Consider the following 18,989-nt stretch of genomic DNA (forward strand, 5'->3'; position numbering starts at 1 on the left):
TGAAATAGGCCAGCAATGCTGGCCTATTTTTTATCTAGAAGACTATTTAAGAGAGTTGTGAATCAGGAACTCTTCTTCAACGCCTTTCAGTTTCATCTCATCCATAATGAAGTTCACAGTGTTCAACAAACGTTGCTCACCTTTGGGAATTAGATAACCGAATTGGCTGTTGGTAAACGGTGTTTCACAGCGAGCCGCTTCAAGGCGCTCGTCGGTCACCTGGTAGAATAGGCCTTCCGGAGTTTCGGTTACCATCACATCAACTTTGCCTTCCGCAACGGCTTGCGGCACATCTAAGTTATTCTCGTAGCGTGTGAAGCTTGCGTCCTGCAAGTTGGCATCTGCAAACATCTCGTTAGTGCCACCGATGTTTACGCCAACACGTACCGAAGATAGGTTTACTTTCTCAATGCTGTTGTACTGTTCTGCCTTGCCTTTAGCGACCAAGAAACACTTACCAAAGGTCATATAGCCTTGAGTTTGCTCTGCACTCAGTTGGCGCTGCATTTTGCGCGTGATACCACCCATCGCAATATCATATTTATCGTTATCAAGATCCGTAATGAGATCTTTCCATGTGGTACGAACGATCTGTAACTCTACGCCTAATTGCTCTGCAATGTGCTGTGCGACGTCGATGTCATAGCCTGAGTAGCTTTTACCATCGAAGTAAGAAAATGGCTTGTAGTCGCCCGTAGTACCGACACGTAGCGTGCCTGATTTTTGAATGTCTTCGAGTTGGTCAGCTTGTGCTGCTCCCGATAGTGCAAGTGCCATAGAAGCAAGCAATAGTGATGTTTTTGTCATTGTAATTATCTGTTGTGTTTGTAGTAGTAATCAAAGTAACAGAAACAATCTGAGAAAGAGATCAAACCATTAGAAATGGTCGTAATTGGATGAAAATCGATTGAATTTGTCGTTATGAGCGTGGAGGGATATATTTCTGACCGCCGTTCAGCCTTCATGAACAGTGCATAATAAAAAGCCCATGCTGTCGAGGGAAAGCATGGGCGTTTCTTTACTCGAAGTATCGGTTAACTCAGTCGCTTGCTATTAAATAGACTATTTAGCAGCGGCTTCATTGTTTAACTTTTTTGCAGGGCCTTTAGAAGCGTTAACAAGCAAGATACCAACGGTTAGAACCATCGAACCACAGAGCAAGAACAACAAGCGTCCTGTCGGTTCATTTGGAATCAGGGCCATCGCTAGGATACCGAAACCTGCTGTGCTGATAAGCTTACCAAGCATTGAACGCTGTTTAGTATCTAGGTTTTGTTGCTCTTCACCTTCTGCCACCAATGGTGTGTTCCAGTTAGTGAATAGCTGTTCAACTTCTTTCTCACGTTCTGGTGATAGGCCACGGTAGAACTTGGTCGTTAGGATGAAGAAGCCACCAGTGAACACAACGTGTGCTGCCAGGCTCAATCCAACTTTCAGGTCAGCCCACTCACGACCAGTTAGTGCTTGTTCCATACCGAATAGGTTCTCAATGTCTTCCGCTTGCAGTGAGATACCGAAGATGTAAGAAACGAAACCACCAACGATAAGTGTTGCCCAACCAGCCCAGTCTGGCGTCTTACGAATCCACATACCAAGTAGAACAGGGATTAGCATTGGGAAGCCGATCAGAGCGCCAACGTTAAGTACGATGTCGAATAGACTTAGGTGACGTAGCGAGTTAATGAATAGACCGATACCGATGATGATGAAGCCCATCATGATAGTAGTCAGCTTACTTACTACAACCAGCTCTTTTTGCGAAGCGTGTGGACGCACGATTGGGCTGTAGAAGTTCATCACGAAGATACCAGCGTTACGGTTTAGACCAGAGTCCATTGAAGACATAGTCGCCGCGAACATTGCTGACATAAGTAGACCCACCATACCTGCAGGCATTACGTTTTGTACGAATGCTAGGTAAGCTGCGTCGCCGCCTACTGAACCATATTGGTCAGCGAAGTCAGGCATGAATGCTGCTACGTACCATGGTGGTAGGAACCAGATTAGTGGACCAACGACCATTAGGACACATGCAAGACCAGCTGCTTTACGCGCGTTTTCACTGTCTTTCGCACATAGGTAGCGGTATGCATTGATGCTGTTGTTCATAACACCGAACTGCTTAACGAAGATGAACACTACCCAAAGGATAAAGATGCTCACGTAGTTAAGGTTGTTACCCATCATGAAGTCGCCGTGGAAGTTGTCTACGATGTTTCCTAGACCGCCACCGTGGAAGTAAGCCGCAACCGCACAAGTGATAGTTACTGCCATGATGACCAACATCTGCATGAAGTCAGAGGCTACAACCGCCCATGAACCGCCTGTTACAGCCATTAGCATCAGTACCAGGCCAGTAACAACGATGGTTGCTTCCATTGGGATGTTGAATACTGCTGCCACGAAGATCGCTAGACCGTTTAGCCAAATACCAGCTGAGATCAAGCTGTCTGGCATACCAGCCCAAGTGAAGAACTGCTCTGAAGTCTTACCGAAGCGTTGACGAATCGCTTCAATCGCCGTTACTACACGTAGCTGACGGAACTTCGGTGCGAAGTAGAGGTAGTTCATGAAGTAGCCAAATGCGTTGGCTAAGAATAGGATTACAACAACGAAACCGTCGTTGAACGCGCGTCCTGCGGCACCTGTAAACGTCCATGCTGAAAACTGTGTCATGAAGGCAGTTGCACCAACCATCCACCACAACATTTTGCCGCCCCCTCTAAAGTAATCACTAGTCGACGTTGTGAACTTACGGAACATCCAACCAATAGCGATCAAAAAGAAGAAGTAGGCGAGAACAACAAAAGTATCAATAGTCATCTTTTCAGCCTTTTAAATATCATAATTAACTGGGCTTAGATTAACGCGTACAAAGTTTTATTTGTACTACAATATGCCTTTAGTATGATCCAGGTCGCATTGATTTTTATTCATTTAGCAAGTCGCCTTCTAATGCACTGTTTTAAATAGGTTTAATTGGGTGTAGGTTGAGCTTTAGTTTAAGGGGAAACCATCTCTCCAGTTATTATATGTATGACAATATAACCTAAAGCCTGAAAAAGGAGAGCTCCTATAATATTTTAGTTATGCTCGTAACAACATTGTTACACTTTTCAATGATGTAGAGGATAGACAGAATCGATACAGTGATTCGCGTAACGTCTTTTTCTCTACTTTATATGTTTGTTTTTATTATTAATTTTAAATTTATTGCTTAGGTGGTCGTGCGGTTAACTCATCAATAGGTGAATTTACGTGAGCGTGACGAGATTCTCTGTGAATTGGCTGCCCGACGCGTTAGAACGAACCAATAACGACCGTTGTTTAGTTAATCATAGGCAGTAATGCGTATAAAAAACATAGCCCTTAAACGTGCTTTACATATTTGATCGAGTGAGTCGCATTGAAGCAGGGGAGGAGTCTTTTGTACGACAATATCAAGCTTGAATAATGGCAGTTTTAGCTGGGGAGATCTGTGGGTAGAAGGGCGATGTGCAGAGTTCAATGTTCAGTTAAACGCACTGCTACACGTTTGGTTGGCAAGCTGCTGATAGCAAAAAGCCCCACCGAAGTGAGGCTCTATTGCGAAGCTTAATGCTGATTAAGCGCTAACGTGGTCGACAGCATCACGTACTAGTTTACCTAGTTCGTCCCATTTACCTTCGTCAATCAGCTTAGTTGGAACCATCCAAGTACCGCCGCAAGCCAGTACAGAAGGGATAGATAGATACTCGTCAACATTCTTCAAGCTAACACCACCGGTTGGCATGAACTTAACTGGATAAACTGCCGTAAGTGCTTTAAGCATGCTTGTACCGCCTGAAGGCTCAGCAGGGAAGAACTTAAGTGTGCGTAGGCCCATTTCCATTGCTTGTTCAACTAGGCTTGGGTTGTTTACACCAGGAACGATAGCAACGCCTTTGTCGATACAGTATTGAACTGTGCGAGGGTTGAAACCTGGGCTAACAATGAAATCAACACCCGCTTCGATAGATGCGTCAACTTGCTCGTTAGTCAGTACAGTACCTGAACCGATAAGCATGTCTGGAAACTCTTTACGCATGATGCGAATCGCTTCGATTGCACATTCAGTACGTAGCGTGATTTCAGCACATGGCATGCCGTTTTCAACCAATGCTTTGCCTAGGGGGATAGCATCTTCAGCACGGTTGATTGCGATGACAGGGATAACTTTCAGGTTAGCTAGTTGTTCATTTAATGTAGTCATGAATTCTTTCTCACGTTAATTGTGGGCTTGCTTCAAATCAAGCAAACCCTTGATTAATAAATAAAGTACGTAATTATAGAGACAGATCAGGCGTCGCTTCTAGCGGAATGATCGCACCTTGATATTGAATTACAGTGCCTGCGACAATATGCCCGGCTAAAGCTGCATCGCGAGCACTACCACCATTTAAACGCTTAGCTAAAAAGCCAGCACTAAACGAATCGCCAGCAGCCGTTGTATCTACGATACGGTCTACTGGGTTCGGCGGAACATACTGAGCGCTCTGGCTCTCAACAACTAAGCAGTCTTTCGCACCACGTTTGATGATGATCTCTTTGACACCAGACTCAGACGTACGGGCTATGCATTGTTCAATGCTTGCATCACCGTATAACTCTTGCTCATCATCGAATGTAAGTAGCGCGGTGTCTGTGTACTTCAGCATTTTTAAATACCAAGAAATGGCTTCTTGTTGGCTTGTCCACAGTTTAGCGCGGTAGTTATTGTCGAAGAATACTTGACCACCTTGCGCTTTGAATTTGTCTAAGAAATTAAACAACTCAGTACGCCCATGTTCTGTCAAGATAGCGAGTGTAATACCACTCAGATAGACCGCATCAAAAGAGAATAGCTTATCAAGTAGAGCAGGAGTGCCGTCTTGATCAAACATGAACTTCGCTGCTGCATCGTTACGCCAATAATGGAAGCTGCGCTCACCAGTTTCATCGGTTTCGATGTAATAAAGCCCTGGCTGCTTGTGTTCAAGCTGAGCAATTAGGCTAGTATCAATACCTTCAGATTGCCACTTTTCTAACATATCGGCACTGAACGGATCAGAACCTAACGCAGTGACATAGCTTGTATTAATGTTTTGGTCTTTGGTTAAGCGTGACAGATAAAGTGCAGTATTTAGCGTGTCGCCACCGAAACTTTGCTTTAAGCCATCTTGTTTCTTTTGTAGCTCAACCATGCACTCGCCAATGACCGCGATGTTTAATGATTTCATGTACTTACCTTAGCAACTGAGGTTGCGCTAATGATTATTTTAAGAAGTCTTCACGTGCAGGGTTAAACATATCTAGCAGAATACTGTCTTGCTCTAATGCTACTGCGCCGTGCATTACATGTTTGCGAGCAAAGTAAGCGTCGCCTTCTTTTAGTACACGCTTCTCACCGTCAATTTCAGCTTCGAAACTACCGCGCACGACATAACCAATCTGGTCGTGAATTTCATGAGTATGAGGGTGGCCAATTGCGCCTTTGTCAAAACATAGGTGTACAGCCATCAGATCGTCAGTGTATGCAACGATTTTACGCTTGATACCGTCGCCTAGATTTTCCCAAGGTTGCTCATCATTAATGAAAAATGCGTTCATTGTATTTCTCCAAAACAGTTTTAATCTTTATGTGTCATTCAATTTACAGCCATCTTAATAGAATGAGTTTATTTGTAATACAATATATCTAAAATGTGTGATATTGATCAAGCAAGCTTTTTGGTATCTTAGGTATTTCAATAACTTACATTTCTTGTGGTGTTTGTTATTCACTTTAAACATCAATGGTTAGCTGGTTTTGTGTGATTGTGGTCATTATTTTAAGATGAATTTGTATGATTAAAGCTCTTATTGTATTACTTTATGTGGAGTTTAAGATTCAAATCGAAGTTTAAAATACAAAAACTCTTTAATGAGGGTGACAAAGAAAATGACTATACAACCGATATTGTTGACGGATGCTGAAATTGAAGCGCTTCATTTAGAAGTTGGTCGTACAAGCCTAATGGGGAAGACGATAGCGACTAACGTAAAAGAACTTGAAGCATTCATGCGCTTACCAATTGATGTTCCAGGACATGGTGAAGCAGGGGGGTACGAACATAACCGCCACAAACAAAACTACACATACATGAACCTAGCTGGTCGATTGTTTCTCATCACTAAAGAGCAGAAGTACGCGGATTTTGTTACCGAGTTGCTAGAGGTATACGCTGAAAAGTATCTGACGTTCAATTATCACGTACAGAAAAACACCAACCCAACAGGGCGTTTGTTTCACCAAATTCTAAACGAACACTGCTGGTTAATGTTTACAAGCCTAGCTTACTCTTGCGTGGCTTCTACAATGACACAAGAGCAACGTGACAACATTGAGTCACGTATTTTTGAACCAATGCTAGAAATGTTTACGGTGAAGTATGCGCATGATTTTGACCGCATTCATAATCACGGTATCTGGGCAGTAGCAGCTGTTGGTATCTGTGGCCTAGCACTAGGTAAGCGTGAGTACCTAGAGATGTCGGTATATGGTCTTGATCGTAACGACACTGGTGGTTTCCTAGCGCAAATCTCTCAACTGTTCGCACCTTCTGGTTACTACATGGAAGGTCCTTACTACCACCGCTACGCTATTCGTCCAACTTGTGTGTTCGCTGAAGTGGTTCACCGCCATATGCCAGAAGTAGATATCTACAACTACAAAGACGGCGTGATTGGTAACACAGTGCAGGCGATGCTTGCGACTGCTTACCCTAACGGTGAATTCCCAGCACTGAACGATGCATCTCGTACGATGGGCATCACAGATATGGGTGTTCAAGTTGCCGTAAGTGTTTACAGCAAGCACTACGCAGTGGATGGAAAGGTAGATGAAAACATCCTAGGTATGGCGAAGATTCAAGATGCAGTATGGATGCACGGCTGTGGTCTTGAGTTATCTAAAGCTTATGAAGCCGCAAGCGCTGAAAAAGAAATCGGCATGCCTTTCTGGCCAAGTGTTGAGTTGAACGAAGGTCCAGAAGGTCACAACGGTGCTCAAGGCTTCATCCGTATGCAAGACAACAAAGGCGATGTGTCTCAACTTGTGATGAACTACGGCCAACACGGTATGGGCCACGGCAACTTCGATACACTAGGTATTACCTTCTTCAACCGTGGTCAAGAAGTGCTACGTGAATACGGCTTCTGTCGTTGGGTGAACGTTGAGCCAAAATTCGGTGGCCGTTACCTAGACGAAAACAAGTCTTATGCACGTCAAACTATCGCTCACAATGCGGTAACGATTGATGAAAAATGTCAGAACAACTTTGATGTTGAGCGCGCAGACTCTGTTCACGGCTTGCCTCACTTCTTCAAAGTAGAAGACCAAAAAATCAATGGTATGAGTGCGTTTGCGAACGATCACTACGATGGTTTTGACATGCAACGCAGTGTGTTCATGCTAAACCTTGAAGGTCTAGAATCTCCGCTACTATTAGACCTGTACCACTTAGATTCAGAGAAAGGCGAGCACCAATACGACTACTCTCACCAGTATGAAGGTCAGATTGTTCGTACAAACTTCAATTACCAAACCAACAAAGAGCTACACACGCTAGGCGGCGACTTCGGTTACCAACACCTATGGAATGTAGCAAGTGGTGAAGCGAACGAAACAGCACTAGTGAGCTGGCTGCAAAACAACACTTACTACACATGGTTAGGTACAAGCTCGAACGACAATGGTGAAGTTATCTTTACTCGTTCTGGCGCGAATGACCCAAGCTTCAACTTGCGTTCTGAGCCTGCGTTTATTCTGCGTAGCAAAGGCGAAACAACGCTGTTTGCTTCAGCTCTAGAAACGCACGGTTACTTCAACGAAGAGTTTGAGCAATCAGTGAACGCTCGTGGTCAAGTACAAGACATCAAAGTACTGGCGCACAACAACATAGGTTCTGTTGTTGAAATTGAAACGAATACCTCTCGTGTCACAGTCATGATCAGCAACAAGCTGGGTGCAACTGACACTACTGAACACAAAGTCGAATTAAATGGCAAAACGTACAGCTGGACAGGTTTCTACTCTCTAGAAGAGAACCTAATCGACTCAACTTCAGCTGGTCAGGAGAAATAAGAATGAGCTATCAACCACTTTTACTGAACTTTGAAGAAGCAGCAGAGCTTCGTAAAGAACTTGGCAAGGATAGCCTATTAGGAAAAGCACTGACTCGCGACATCAACCAAACTGACGCTTACATGGCAGAAGTGGGCATTGAAGTTCCGGGACACGGCGAGGGCGGCGGTTATGAACATAACCGTCATAAGCAGAACTACATCCATATGGATCTAGCGGGTCGTCTATTCCTTATCACAGAAGAGACAAAATACCGTGACTACATCGTGGATATGCTAACGGCTTACGCGAAGGTGTACCCATCGCTAGAGAGCAACACTAGCCGTGACTCAAACCCGCCGGGTAAGATCTTCCACCAAACACTGAACGAAAACATGTGGATGCTATACGCTTCGTGCGCATACAGCTGTGTTTACCACACGATTTCTGAAGATGAAAAAACGCTGATTGAAAACGACCTATTCAAGCAGATGATCGAGCTGTTCGTTGTAACATACGGCCACGACTTCGACATCGTACACAACCACGGTCTGTGGGCAGTAGCTGCTGTAGGTATCTGTGGCTACGCAATCAACGATCAAGAATCGGTAAATAAAGCACTTTACGGCCTTAAGCTAGACAAAGTGAGCGGCGGTTTCCTAGCTCAGCTAGACCAACTGTTCTCGCCAGACGGCTACTACATGGAAGGTCCGTACTACCACCGTTTCTCACTGCGTCCAATTTACTTGTTCGCAGAGGCAATCGAGCGTCGTCAACCTGAGCTTGGTATTTACGAATTCAACGATTCAGTAATCAAGACAACTTCTTACGCGGTATTTAAGACGGCATTCCCAGACGGTACGCTACCAGCACTGAACGATTCATCGAAGACGATTTCTATCAACGATGAAGGCGTGATCATGGCAACATCTGTGTGTTACCACCGCTACGAGCAAACTGAAACGCTACTGGGCATGGCTGATCACCAGCAAGACGTATGGGTTCATATCTCAGGTAAAACACTATCAAACGCGGTTGAAGCGGCCGACGAAATCAAGCCATTCAACTGGGGTAGCCTGTTCGTGACTGACGGCCCAGAAGGTGAGAAAGGCGGCGTGAGCATCCTTCGTCACCGTGATGAGCAAGATGACGACACAATGGCGTTAATCTGGTTTGGTCAGCACGGCAGCGACCACCAATACCACTCTGCGCTAGACCACGGTCACTACGATGGCCTACACCTAAGCGTGTTCAACCGCGGTCACGAAGTACTGCACGATTACGGCTTTGGTCGCTGGGTAAACGTTGAGCCTAAATTTGGCGGTCGTTACATCCCAGAGAACAAGTCTTACTGCAAGCAGACTGTGGCACACAACACAGTAACAGTTGACCAAAAAACTCAAAACAACTTCGACACGGCCCTGGCTGAATCTAAGTTTGGTCAGAAGCACTTCTTTGTGGCAGACGATCAGTCTCTACAAGGCATGAGCGGCACAATCTCTGAGTACTACACAGGTGTAGATATGCAGCGTAGTGTCATTCTTGCTGAGCTTCCTGAATTTGAAAAGCCGCTAGTGATTGATGTGTACCGTATCGAAGCAGATGCTGAGCACCAGTACGACCTACCAGTCCACCACTCTGGCCAAATCATCCGTACTGACTTCGATTACAAGGTTGAAAGCACGCTTAAGCCACTTGGCGAAGACAACGGTTACCAACACCTTTGGAACGTGGCTTCAGGTAAAGTGAATGAAGAGGGCTCTTTAGTAAGCTGGCTGCATGACAGCAGTTACTACAGCCTAGTAACCAGCGCTAATGCGGGCAGTGAAGTTATCTTTGCTCGCACTGGTGCTAACGATCCAGACTTCAATCTTAAGAGTGAGCCTGCGCTTATCTTACGTCAGTCTGGTCAAAACCATGTGTTTGCTTCTGTATTGGAAACGCACGGTTACTTTAACGAGTCTATTGAAGCCTCTGTAGGTGCTCGTGGGCTAGTTAAGTCAGTGTCTGTTGTAGGTCATAACAGTGTCGGGACTGTTGTGTGCATTCAAACGACGTCTGGCAACACTTACCACTACGGTATTTCAAACCAAGCTGAAGACGCACAGCAAGCGACTCATACTGTTGAGTTCGCTGGTGAGACATACTCGTGGGAAGGATCATTTGCTCAACTGTAAATGGTCTACACATATCATTTGATCATGGTATGTGTTGATGTGGTGCTTTGCGGGAACGAAGTGCCATGTCATTTTCAGTTTTAAAAAGTAATGACACTTTTGAAGCTGAAATTTATGTCGATGACAAAGAATATCGGAAATAAGTCAAACCGAGCAGCTCGTTACGAGTTGCTCGGTTTTTTTGTACGTGAGTTTCGCTGCAAGGATACGTGTTAGATAGCGTGAGCTTGGAGTCCGCGCCCGGGGAGCACACAGCAAGTGTCGTTTATCAGAGCCTATACTTATTCTATCTATGACATGGTGATGACGTAGTAAAAGCCAATAAGTAATACAATTGGTGGCTATCTTAGTATTGAACATGAATACTAGAACCTTGACGAACTAGTGAAATACTAGAGTGAGAGGTTGTGTTTCGCTTTTGAAATTAGCTTCATCTAAATGGATTTCAACGTATCAGATTAGCCAAAGACAGCTTGTCATCCATGGCTACTATAGATACATAGTCTATACGCTAAGGTTGAATGTATAAGGGGGTTAGCGGAGTAACTATCGATTTGTTTGATCGTTGCAGGGCAAAACCTATCGCCGTGGATTATATCAAGTCGATTCCCTGATTTATGGTGGTATTCGTATATGAAATTCATGCGCTGGATCACTAATAGGAGCTCTAAAACGGTTGCCTTAAGAGCTGTGGCTAGTTACTATAATGAGTATATAATCATACAATAACATATTTGGAGTTAAGCATGACTAAACCTGTAATTGGTTTCATTGGCCTAGGTCTTATGGGCGGAAACATGGTTGAGAACTTACAAACTCGTGGTTACCACGTAAACGTAATGGATCTAAGTGAAGAAGCTATGGCTCGCGTTACAGATCGTGGTAATGCTACAGCGTTCACTTCAGCAAAAGAGCTTGCAGCTGCAAGTGACATCGTTCAGTTCTGTCTAACAACTTCAGCTGTTGTCGAGAAAATTGTTTACGGTGAAGATGGTGTTCTAGCGGGTATCAAAGAAGGCGCAGTTGTTGTTGACTTCGGTACGTCAATTCCAGCATCTACTCGTAAGATTGGTGAAGATCTAGCAGCTAAAGGCGCAGGCATGATCGATGCGCCTCTAGGTCGCACTCCAGCACACGCTAAAGATGGTCTGTTGAACATCATGGCTGCGGGTGACATGGATACTTTCAACAAAGTTAAGCCTGTTCTTGATGAGCAAGGCGAAAACGTATTCCACCTAGGTGCTTTAGGTTCTGGTCACGTGACTAAGCTTGTGAACAACTTCATGGGCATGACAACGGTTGCTACTATGTCTCAAGCTTTTGCTGTCGCTCAACGCGCTGGTGTTGATGGTCAACAACTGTTTGACATTATGTCTGCAGGCCCGTCTAACTCTCCGTTCATGCAGTTCTGTAAGTTCTACGCGGTAGACGGTGAAGAGAAGCTAGGTTTCTCTGTTGCAAATGCGAACAAAGACCTTGGTTACTTCCTAGAGATGGTTTCGGACCTAGGTACTGAATCTCTAATTGCCGAAGGTACTTCTAAGAGCCTACAAGCTGCTGTTGATGCTGGTCTTGGTCAAAACGACGTGCCAGTTATCTTCGATTACTTCGCTAAATTAGAGAAGTAGGCTCAAGGCGTTAATGGTGTCAGTTAGGTCTAAGAGTTTTTGATCTGATTAGTAATTCACCAACGCTAGCCCCAAGATTATTAGAACAAGCCCACTCATTTGAGTGGGCTTTTTAGTATCTGGTCTATTTTTATGTAACTGACTTCGAATATGGCTCCTTTCGTGTGTGATTGTTTTTGTGAGCGATAGCTTTCGCGAGGCACAGCTTTTACCAGTGGTTAGTATGTAACGATTTTCGAATGGTTTGGCTGTGTGAATGGTGTTGGAGGGGGAGAGTTGTATCGATGTTCTGGTTTCTAAGTGGCTTTGTTGTTATCAGGGGCAAGGTATAGGAACGAGTCTGCCAGACTATCTGCGAAGGGCATCGTTCGCTCTGAAGCGAGGCTATTAGATTGAGTGCTACCTACAGTCCATTGATGAAGGCAAGTCAGCCACTATCTAACAAAACGGTTAACCGAATATGACTGCTAGCTGGCTCATCGAATGTGTTGGTATGGCGTGGTGAGAGAGGAAAGATAGGGGAGGACGCTGAACGCCAATCGCCACATCTATCGTGTAAAGGACAAACGTGGCTTGTTGCGACAACTTACTTGAGCGTTTAATCGTACATTAATTTATCGGCTTTACTGGCGTTGAACTCTCGCAAAGATTTACGAGCGAGGTGCCTAAACGGCAGCGCTTTGATTATTTCTTCGAAAGGTTGAATTGCAAACGCCCAAAAAATCGAACCATCAAAACCCAAAATGATGAGAGCACACAAAGGAATTGAGATAACCCATTGGCCTGTGAAGTTGATTTTGAATACGTCGGTGGTATGTCCTAAGGCTCTCAATACATGGCCATGAACGGTGTTGTAACCACGTACTATTGGTAAGAATATATAAAGAGGCGCGATTACCGCGAGTGCGTGATAGGTCGATGCATCAAGGTCGGGGTAAATGTCACCAATGACGAAGCTTAAGCCTGCAAACATCAGTGCGCAAACAACGGAAATTCCGACAGCAACATCAATACTGGTGTCCACATTTTTGGCCAAATCATCCATTTTTTTGGAGCCTATCGCTTGGCTAATGGTAATGGCTGAAGAGTGGGCCCAGGCGGTGATAAATTGGGTTCCTGCGCGTAGCCATGGCATGACCAAGGTGATTGCTACATAAGCATTGATGTTGAGCTGTGAGTACAGTAATTGATAGATCGTCGCACCGATAGACAGCATGGTGACATTGGCGGCGACTGGAAATATCTCAATGAAGTGACGACGGATGTTAGTGATGAACTCGGACTTTTCAGTGTCTAATTTAAGTGACACCGATGAATCGTAATGCACACAGAGCGCTAGGTAGATAAGTCGAATAATGATCGCGATAAGGCTGCCCAGCGCAGCACCTTGTACACCAATACCGTCAAAGTTCGAGAAGCCATGTATCAGAACATAAGAGAGCACTGCGTTAATTGGTAACTCAATTAAGTAACCTTTAAACGGAACCTTGGTTCTGCCCAATCCGTTAAAGAGGGCAATGACTACCTGAGTTAACGCTGTAAAAATCACGAGGTATTTGGATATATTCAAATAGTGACTGATTTCAAGATGCAGCGATTTGTCGTCGGTTAAGGCTTGAATCAAAGGTTGTTCAAAAAAGGTAAGCAGCAACCAAAACATGGATGCGACGGCTAAGTTGATGAACAGACCAGCCCAAAATGCTTTGGATAACGAAGATGTGATTCCAGATCCAACCGCGCGGCTAAGAACTAGCTGTGTACCATTTGCCAACGCCATTTGAATGCCCAACACAAACGCGATAATGGTGGTGGCGATGCCCATGGCCGCAAGAGGAATTTCACCAAGCGGTGAGACCAATAGCGTGTCGATCATCAACATCGACTGCATCAAGAGGGCGTTTAAGGCTAAGGGCCAAGCTAACGAAAAGTTCTTTCTAACGTACGATTTGGAAGACACAAGCTATACCTTGTTGATTCAGCGAGAGTGTAATGGGTAAAGGTAAATGAGTGTACCGGACTACTAGTACACTCTGGTTAAGTGATGCTATCGGCCATCAGAGGTTGAATAAGTGGCGTCAGAATTATGTGTGTCCATGTTACGCGCTTGCCAGTGAAGCTCTTGAAAGCATTTGGTTTTCATCATCAAGTAGAATGGCTGATGCAATACGTGCCTGTTTTGCATTGCCAGACATGATCGCGTCGTAAATCGCTTTGTGTTCTTCTAAACAAAAGCGTCCACCTACTGCAGAATGATCGATAAACTGCTTAAAGATCGTCGATAAAATATTGGCGAACGGTATGTAAAACTGATTCCCTGTTGATAAGAAAATAGTTTGATGAAACAAGTGATCGTTGGTTGTCCATTCTTCATAATCAAAGCTGTTAGCCGCTAGGGTCATTTTCTGAAACAGAATAGACAGTTCTTTGCGTTGCTCTACGGTCGCATTAGTTGCAGCCAGTGCACATGCTTCTGGATCAATGGCTTTTCTTAGACCAAGGAATTGAGACAGAAAGGGTTTAGTGTCTTCTAGGTCTTGAATCCAATAGAGTAATTGAGGGTCTAGGAAGTGCCAATGAGAGCGCGGCTTTATATGGGTACCGACTTTGGGTTTGGACTCGATAAGCCCCTTTGCTGACAGTAGCTTGGTCGATTCTCTTAGTGCCGTTCGGCTGACACCGAAAACTTCACATAATTCTATCTCGCTGGGTAGCTTTTCGTTTTCCTTTATCTCACCAGATAGGATCTTTCGCGCGATTTGTCGGGCGACTTGAACATGAATTCGGCGGCTTGAATCTTCCACCAATGAAAATATAGCCATATAACCACCTGAGGCTGATGTTTTAATATAGAAGTCGGGAAATACTCGGCCTAGGTGCTTGTTAGACGTTGTTAGTGAAGGCAGTGATTTTGTTCATTATGGTCCGCCTTGTCGCTTTGTAACGACACCTGTACCTCATACTTAATTCAATAAATAATACAATAGCATGTTTTCTGTTCAAGCGGATTAAGGTCAAAATGCTGTGTGAGTGTGCTTTATGGGATGATTAAGGACTGTTTTGTGACAACTCGCATAGAATTGGTGGGCGTAATAAGAACCATTTGTATGCATTAATCGTGTGTTATTCGGATGTGATTTAGTTAGAGTGAAGTGGCTAAGAGCGGAAAAGCCAGAGACTATAAGGGAGTTCACGTAATTTACGACTTGATTTGGTGCATTATACTTTCAGTGCTATAGTGCGATTTAAATAATACATATCAAATAAGTAATTAAACACATGGCAGGCACTTTTAATTCTATTTCAGGCTCTAAGCGAAGCCTTCATGTGCAAGTTGCACGTGAAATCGCTCGTGGTATCTTGTCGGGTGATTTACCTCAAGGGTCCATTATTCCTGGCGAGATGGCTCTGTGTGAGCAGTTTGGCATTAGTAGAACAGCATTACGAGAAGCGGTTAAGCTTCTGACTTCAAAAGGTCTGCTAGAATCTCGTCCTAAGATTGGTACACGTGTTGTTGACCGTGCATTCTGGAACTTTCTAGATCCTCAGCTTATTGAATGGATGGACGGCTTAGCTGACACAGACCAGTTTTGTCATCAATTCTTAGGCTTGCGTCGTGCGATCGAGCCAGAGGCTTGTGCATTAGCTGCGACTTTTGCAACGGCGGAGCAACGTATTGAATTATCAGAAATCTTCCAAGAAATGGTTGAGATTTCTAGTGAAGAAACGCTTGATAAAGAGCGTTGGTTAGATATCGATACTAAGTTCCATAGCTTGATTTTCAATGCAACAGGTAATGACTTCTACTTACCGTTTGGCAATATTTTAACAACGATGTTTGTTAACTTTATTGCGCACTCTTCGGAAGAAGGAAGTACATGTATCAACGAGCACCGTGCAATTTACGAAGCAATTATGGCTGGAAACAGCGATAAAGCGCGTCAAGCGTCAGCGAGTCATTTACAAGAATCAAACCACCGACTGGCTGCAACAAGCTAGTCTATTTGCACATTATGTGCTCTGATTTTCTTTCCAAAAGCACGCATCTCGCGTGCTTTTTTTGTATCTAAAAACCTCGTTTTAATCACTGGTGACCATCTATCGCATCATCATGTAATGTTTGTTGCTCCGTTCTCACAATGAGCGTAAAAATCTACTCGCAATCGCACCTTTAAGTTATATAATAATACTAATTAAATCTGTGCGAGTGTGACCATGCCCCATTCTTTATTGCCAAACATTCTTCAATTCATTGGGCAAATTGACCCATTCGACAAAATACCCAAAGAAGCACTTCGTGAGCTAGCCGCTAATGTTCAGATTACTTATCTCGGTAAAGGAGATGTGGTGAATCTGTGCGAATCAGGTAAGGAGAAATCTCTCTATATCATTCGTATGGGGTCGATGGAGCAGAGAAAGTCTGATGGGGTGCTGCGTGCGCGTTTGGGTAGTGAGGACCTATTTGGTTTTACGTTCTTAGATTCAGAAGTCAACGATGAAAAGGGCTATAGAGCTGTAGCGATAGAAAATACGTTGCTCTATGTTATCCCGCATTCTGCGCTCCAAACCTTGTTCAAATCGTTTCCAAGTTGTGCTGAACATTTTGCTTCACAAGCTCAGGTGCGCTTGAAATCTGCACTTGATGTGGTGTGGTCGAATAAAGAGAAAGGCTTGTTCATCCGTCGAGTTGAAGAGGTAGCAAGCGGGCAGGTAGCGGTTGTTAAGGCCGAACAGACGATTCAATCTGTAGCAGTAGAGATGCTCCATCAACGGTCTCCTTGCGCGGTGATCTATCAAGACGATACCATCGTTGGCCTAATCACAGATCGCGATATGACTAAGCGAGTCATCGCCCATGGCGTAAGCACTGATAGCCTGATTTCTGAGGTGATGACACACTCCCCACTTACTGTAAAACCAGACGACTTAGTGCTGCATGCGGCATCTATCATGATGCAATTTAATATCCGAAACCTACCGGTAGTAAAAGAGAACAAGGTGGTTGGGCTTCTAACGACATCCCACTTAGTGCAAAACCACCGTGTTCAGGCGATCTTCTTGATTGAGAAAATCAAATATGCGGGCAGTGTGAAAACTATGTCGTCTTTCACTTCAGAGCGACAAGCGATCTTTGAAGCGCTGGTGGAAGGTAAGGTAGCACCAGAAACGGTCGGCAAGGTAATGACCATGATTATGGATGCCTACACGCGTCGTTTAATCCAGATAGCGATTGATAAGTTGGGCCCGCCACCGTGTGATTTCTCTTGGATAGTGGCAGGTTCTCATGCGCGGAATGAAGTCCATATGTTGTCGGATCAAGACAGTGCGATTGTATTGGCAGACGATGCGACCGATAGCGATCGTATTTACTTCAAGCACTTAGCCATGATGGTGACCAATGGACTAGCCAGTTGTGATTACCCGCTGTGTCCGGGTAAGTTCATGGCGGCAACTCCAAAATGGTGTCAGCCACTAAGCGTGTGGAAGCACTACTACAAGAAGTGGGTGGCTAACCCAGAGTATGAGCGCTTGCTCAATATTAGTGTGTTCCTAGAGATTCGTACTATTTATGGCAATAGCGAATTTGAAGGCATTTTACGTGATGAACTTCATTCGAATATTCGCAGCAATCGTGAGTTTTTGAGCACTTTAGTCAAAGATGCGGTTAACACGAATCCGCCTTTGGGTATTTTCAATAGCTTGGTACTTGAGAAGTCGGGTGAAAATAAAAAAACGCTCAATGTGAAGAAGTACGCAATCAATCTTATTATCGATTTGGCACGCATTTACGGGCTTGCTGTTGAGTGTGACCTATCGGCAACGGATGAGCGTTTTGCTGCTGCTAATGAGAAAGGGATGCTCAGTGATGATGCCTTTAAGAACATTCTTGGTGCGTATCAGTTCATTCTCTCTTTCCGATTTGGTCATCAGCTTGAAGCGTTGAAAAACGGAGAAGTACCAGATAACAACATCAATCCAGATAGTTTTGGTAGCTTTGAACGCAAGCACTTAAAAGATGCTTTCAGGATCATCGCGGATCTTCAAGAAGCCGCGAAAATCCGTTTCGGAGGGCGTTAATGAAAGCCTTGTTAAACTATTTTCATCCACTTGAGCGTATCAAACGCAAGCGTAAGCAGTATTTGAATACGGTTAAATTGCCACAAGCGTTGCACGATCTTGTTGAACAGCCTTGCCCTGAAATGACAGATTTAGCCAAAGACAGCGATTACATTGTATTGGATCTTGAAACCACGGGCTTAGACAGCGAACAAGATCTTATCTTGTCCATGGGATGGGTCGATGTGGTTAAAGGGCGAATTGATTTAGCTTCGGCCAAGCATATCTACCTCAATAACGATTCTCAGATTAATGCAGAAACGGCGGTAATCAATCATATTACTCCTCAAATGCTGGAAGAGGGCGCGTCAATTCATGATGCTATGCTTACATTCTTTGAAGCCGCAAAAGGCAAGATCATTGTCGCGCACGCCTGTGTGGTAGAAGAGAAGTTTATTAGTCAATACTTACTTCGCAGCTACGGTTTAAGAGCGCTGCCTTTACTCTGGCTAGATACCTTATGTATTGAAAAGAGTATGGAGAAAGCGATCAGTAATCACGAAGAGGTGGACCTAACGTTAGCTGGGACACGAGAAAGGTACGGGCTTCCTGAATACAATAGTCATAATGCGTTGGCAGATGCAGTCTCAACCGCCGAACTGTTTTTGGCCCAGCAGAAGCGTGTGGTCCCCAACGATGAAGTGACATTGGCCTTTTTGTATCGTATTAGCCACTAGCGCCATATAATTTACTCATAAAAAGCGACATCGATACCTATAAAAAAAGCCAGCAATTAATGAACTGACCCCCAATAGTTGGACACCAATTATTGGGGGTCTTTTTATGTCCAAATATAGCCGAGAGCTAAAATGTATCATTGCTAAGCAATACTTAGATGGCACGTCATCTCTCTACTTAGCAAAACAATATTCAATTTCTTCAAGACAGATACGGTATTGGGCTCAAGTCTTTGCCATTCATGGTACTGATTCATTTTTGCCAACTAACCATGCGGCTACTGCTCAGACA

General features: G+C 44.3%; 13 protein-coding genes and 1 pseudogene. 7 read left to right on the forward strand and 7 right to left on the reverse strand.

All coding sequences use genetic code 11. The features are described 5' to 3' along the window. Nucleotides 1-42: 42 nt before the first annotated feature. From L1D55_RS14605 to L1D55_RS14625, 5 genes are all read right to left on the reverse strand, one after another. Complete coding sequence (locus tag L1D55_RS14605; protein WP_239917933.1) at nucleotides 43-807, reverse strand: transporter substrate-binding domain-containing protein; 765 nt, start codon at nucleotides 805-807, stop codon at nucleotides 43-45. A gap of 255 nt (nucleotides 808-1,062) precedes the next feature. Beyond that, the gene (locus L1D55_RS14610; RefSeq protein WP_008222608.1) at nucleotides 1,063-2,823 is read right to left on the reverse strand and encodes a sodium:solute symporter family protein; all 1,761 of its coding nucleotides are present in this window, start codon (nucleotides 2,821-2,823) and stop codon (nucleotides 1,063-1,065) included. A 781-nt stretch (nucleotides 2,824-3,604) separates the two neighbouring features. Further along, entirely contained in the window at nucleotides 3,605-4,231 is a 627-nt protein-coding gene (locus L1D55_RS14615; RefSeq protein ID WP_128160212.1) for a bifunctional 4-hydroxy-2-oxoglutarate aldolase/2-dehydro-3-deoxy-phosphogluconate aldolase, read from the reverse strand. 73 nt (nucleotides 4,232-4,304) lie between these two features. Beyond that, a complete protein-coding gene (locus L1D55_RS14620) occupies nucleotides 4,305-5,237 on the reverse strand; it encodes a sugar kinase (RefSeq protein ID WP_239917934.1) in 933 nt (310 codons plus the stop codon). A gap of 34 nt (nucleotides 5,238-5,271) precedes the next feature. Further along, nucleotides 5,272-5,607, reverse strand: coding sequence for a cupin domain-containing protein (locus L1D55_RS14625; RefSeq protein WP_239917935.1), 336 nt, complete (start codon nucleotides 5,605-5,607; stop codon nucleotides 5,272-5,274). Nucleotides 5,608-5,938: 331 nt separating this feature from the next. Between L1D55_RS14625 and L1D55_RS14630 the strand changes: the two genes are divergently transcribed. The 3 genes from L1D55_RS14630 to L1D55_RS14640 all read left to right on the forward strand — a co-directional run bounded on the left by L1D55_RS14630 (nucleotide 5,939) and on the right by L1D55_RS14640 (nucleotide 11,906). After that, entirely contained in the window at nucleotides 5,939-8,122 is a 2,184-nt protein-coding gene (locus L1D55_RS14630; RefSeq protein WP_239917936.1) for a heparinase II/III family protein, read from the forward strand. A gap of 2 nt (nucleotides 8,123-8,124) precedes the next feature. Next, nucleotides 8,125-10,278, forward strand: a complete 2,154-nt coding sequence (locus L1D55_RS14635; RefSeq protein WP_239917937.1) for a heparinase II/III family protein — start codon at nucleotides 8,125-8,127, stop codon at nucleotides 10,276-10,278. Nucleotides 10,279-11,024: 746 nt separating this feature from the next. Continuing rightward, the gene (locus L1D55_RS14640; protein WP_048659511.1) at nucleotides 11,025-11,906 is read left to right on the forward strand and encodes an NAD(P)-dependent oxidoreductase; all 882 of its coding nucleotides are present in this window, start codon (nucleotides 11,025-11,027) and stop codon (nucleotides 11,904-11,906) included. A gap of 598 nt (nucleotides 11,907-12,504) precedes the next feature. On the opposite strand, the gene L1D55_RS14645 is transcribed toward L1D55_RS14640, so the two are convergent. Both L1D55_RS14645 and L1D55_RS14650 read right to left on the reverse strand, forming a co-directional pair. Next, on the reverse strand, nucleotides 12,505-13,863 hold the full coding sequence (locus L1D55_RS14645) for an MATE family efflux transporter (RefSeq protein WP_345772784.1): 1,359 nt from the start codon (nucleotides 13,861-13,863) through the stop codon (nucleotides 12,505-12,507). A 139-nt stretch (nucleotides 13,864-14,002) separates the two neighbouring features. After that, the gene (locus L1D55_RS14650; RefSeq protein WP_008223436.1) at nucleotides 14,003-14,725 is read right to left on the reverse strand and encodes a FadR/GntR family transcriptional regulator; all 723 of its coding nucleotides are present in this window, start codon (nucleotides 14,723-14,725) and stop codon (nucleotides 14,003-14,005) included. Nucleotides 14,726-15,182: 457 nt separating this feature from the next. On the opposite strand from L1D55_RS14650, the gene L1D55_RS14655 reads away from it, so the two are divergent. From L1D55_RS14655 to L1D55_RS14670, 4 genes and pseudogenes are all read left to right on the forward strand, one after another. After that, nucleotides 15,183-15,902 (forward strand): FadR/GntR family transcriptional regulator, encoded by a 720-nt coding sequence (locus L1D55_RS14655; protein ID WP_128160224.1) that lies wholly within the window; start codon nucleotides 15,183-15,185, stop codon nucleotides 15,900-15,902. Nucleotides 15,903-16,118: 216 nt separating this feature from the next. Then, nucleotides 16,119-17,981 carry a DUF294 nucleotidyltransferase-like domain-containing protein gene (locus L1D55_RS14660; RefSeq protein ID WP_239917938.1) on the forward strand — a complete coding sequence of 621 codons (1,863 nt, stop codon included), beginning with the start codon at nucleotides 16,119-16,121 and terminating at the stop codon, nucleotides 17,979-17,981. Next, complete coding sequence (locus L1D55_RS14665; RefSeq protein WP_239917939.1) at nucleotides 17,981-18,697, forward strand: 3'-5' exonuclease; 717 nt, start codon at nucleotides 17,981-17,983, stop codon at nucleotides 18,695-18,697. The genes L1D55_RS14660 and L1D55_RS14665 overlap by 1 nt, the downstream gene beginning before the upstream one ends. A 106-nt stretch (nucleotides 18,698-18,803) precedes the next feature. Beyond that, nucleotides 18,804-18,989: pseudogene (locus L1D55_RS14670) on the forward strand (helix-turn-helix domain containing protein); the annotation flags it as partial.

Source organism: Vibrio sp. Isolate22 (assembly GCF_022398115.1).
Lineage (GTDB): Bacteria > Pseudomonadota > Gammaproteobacteria > Enterobacterales > Vibrionaceae > Vibrio.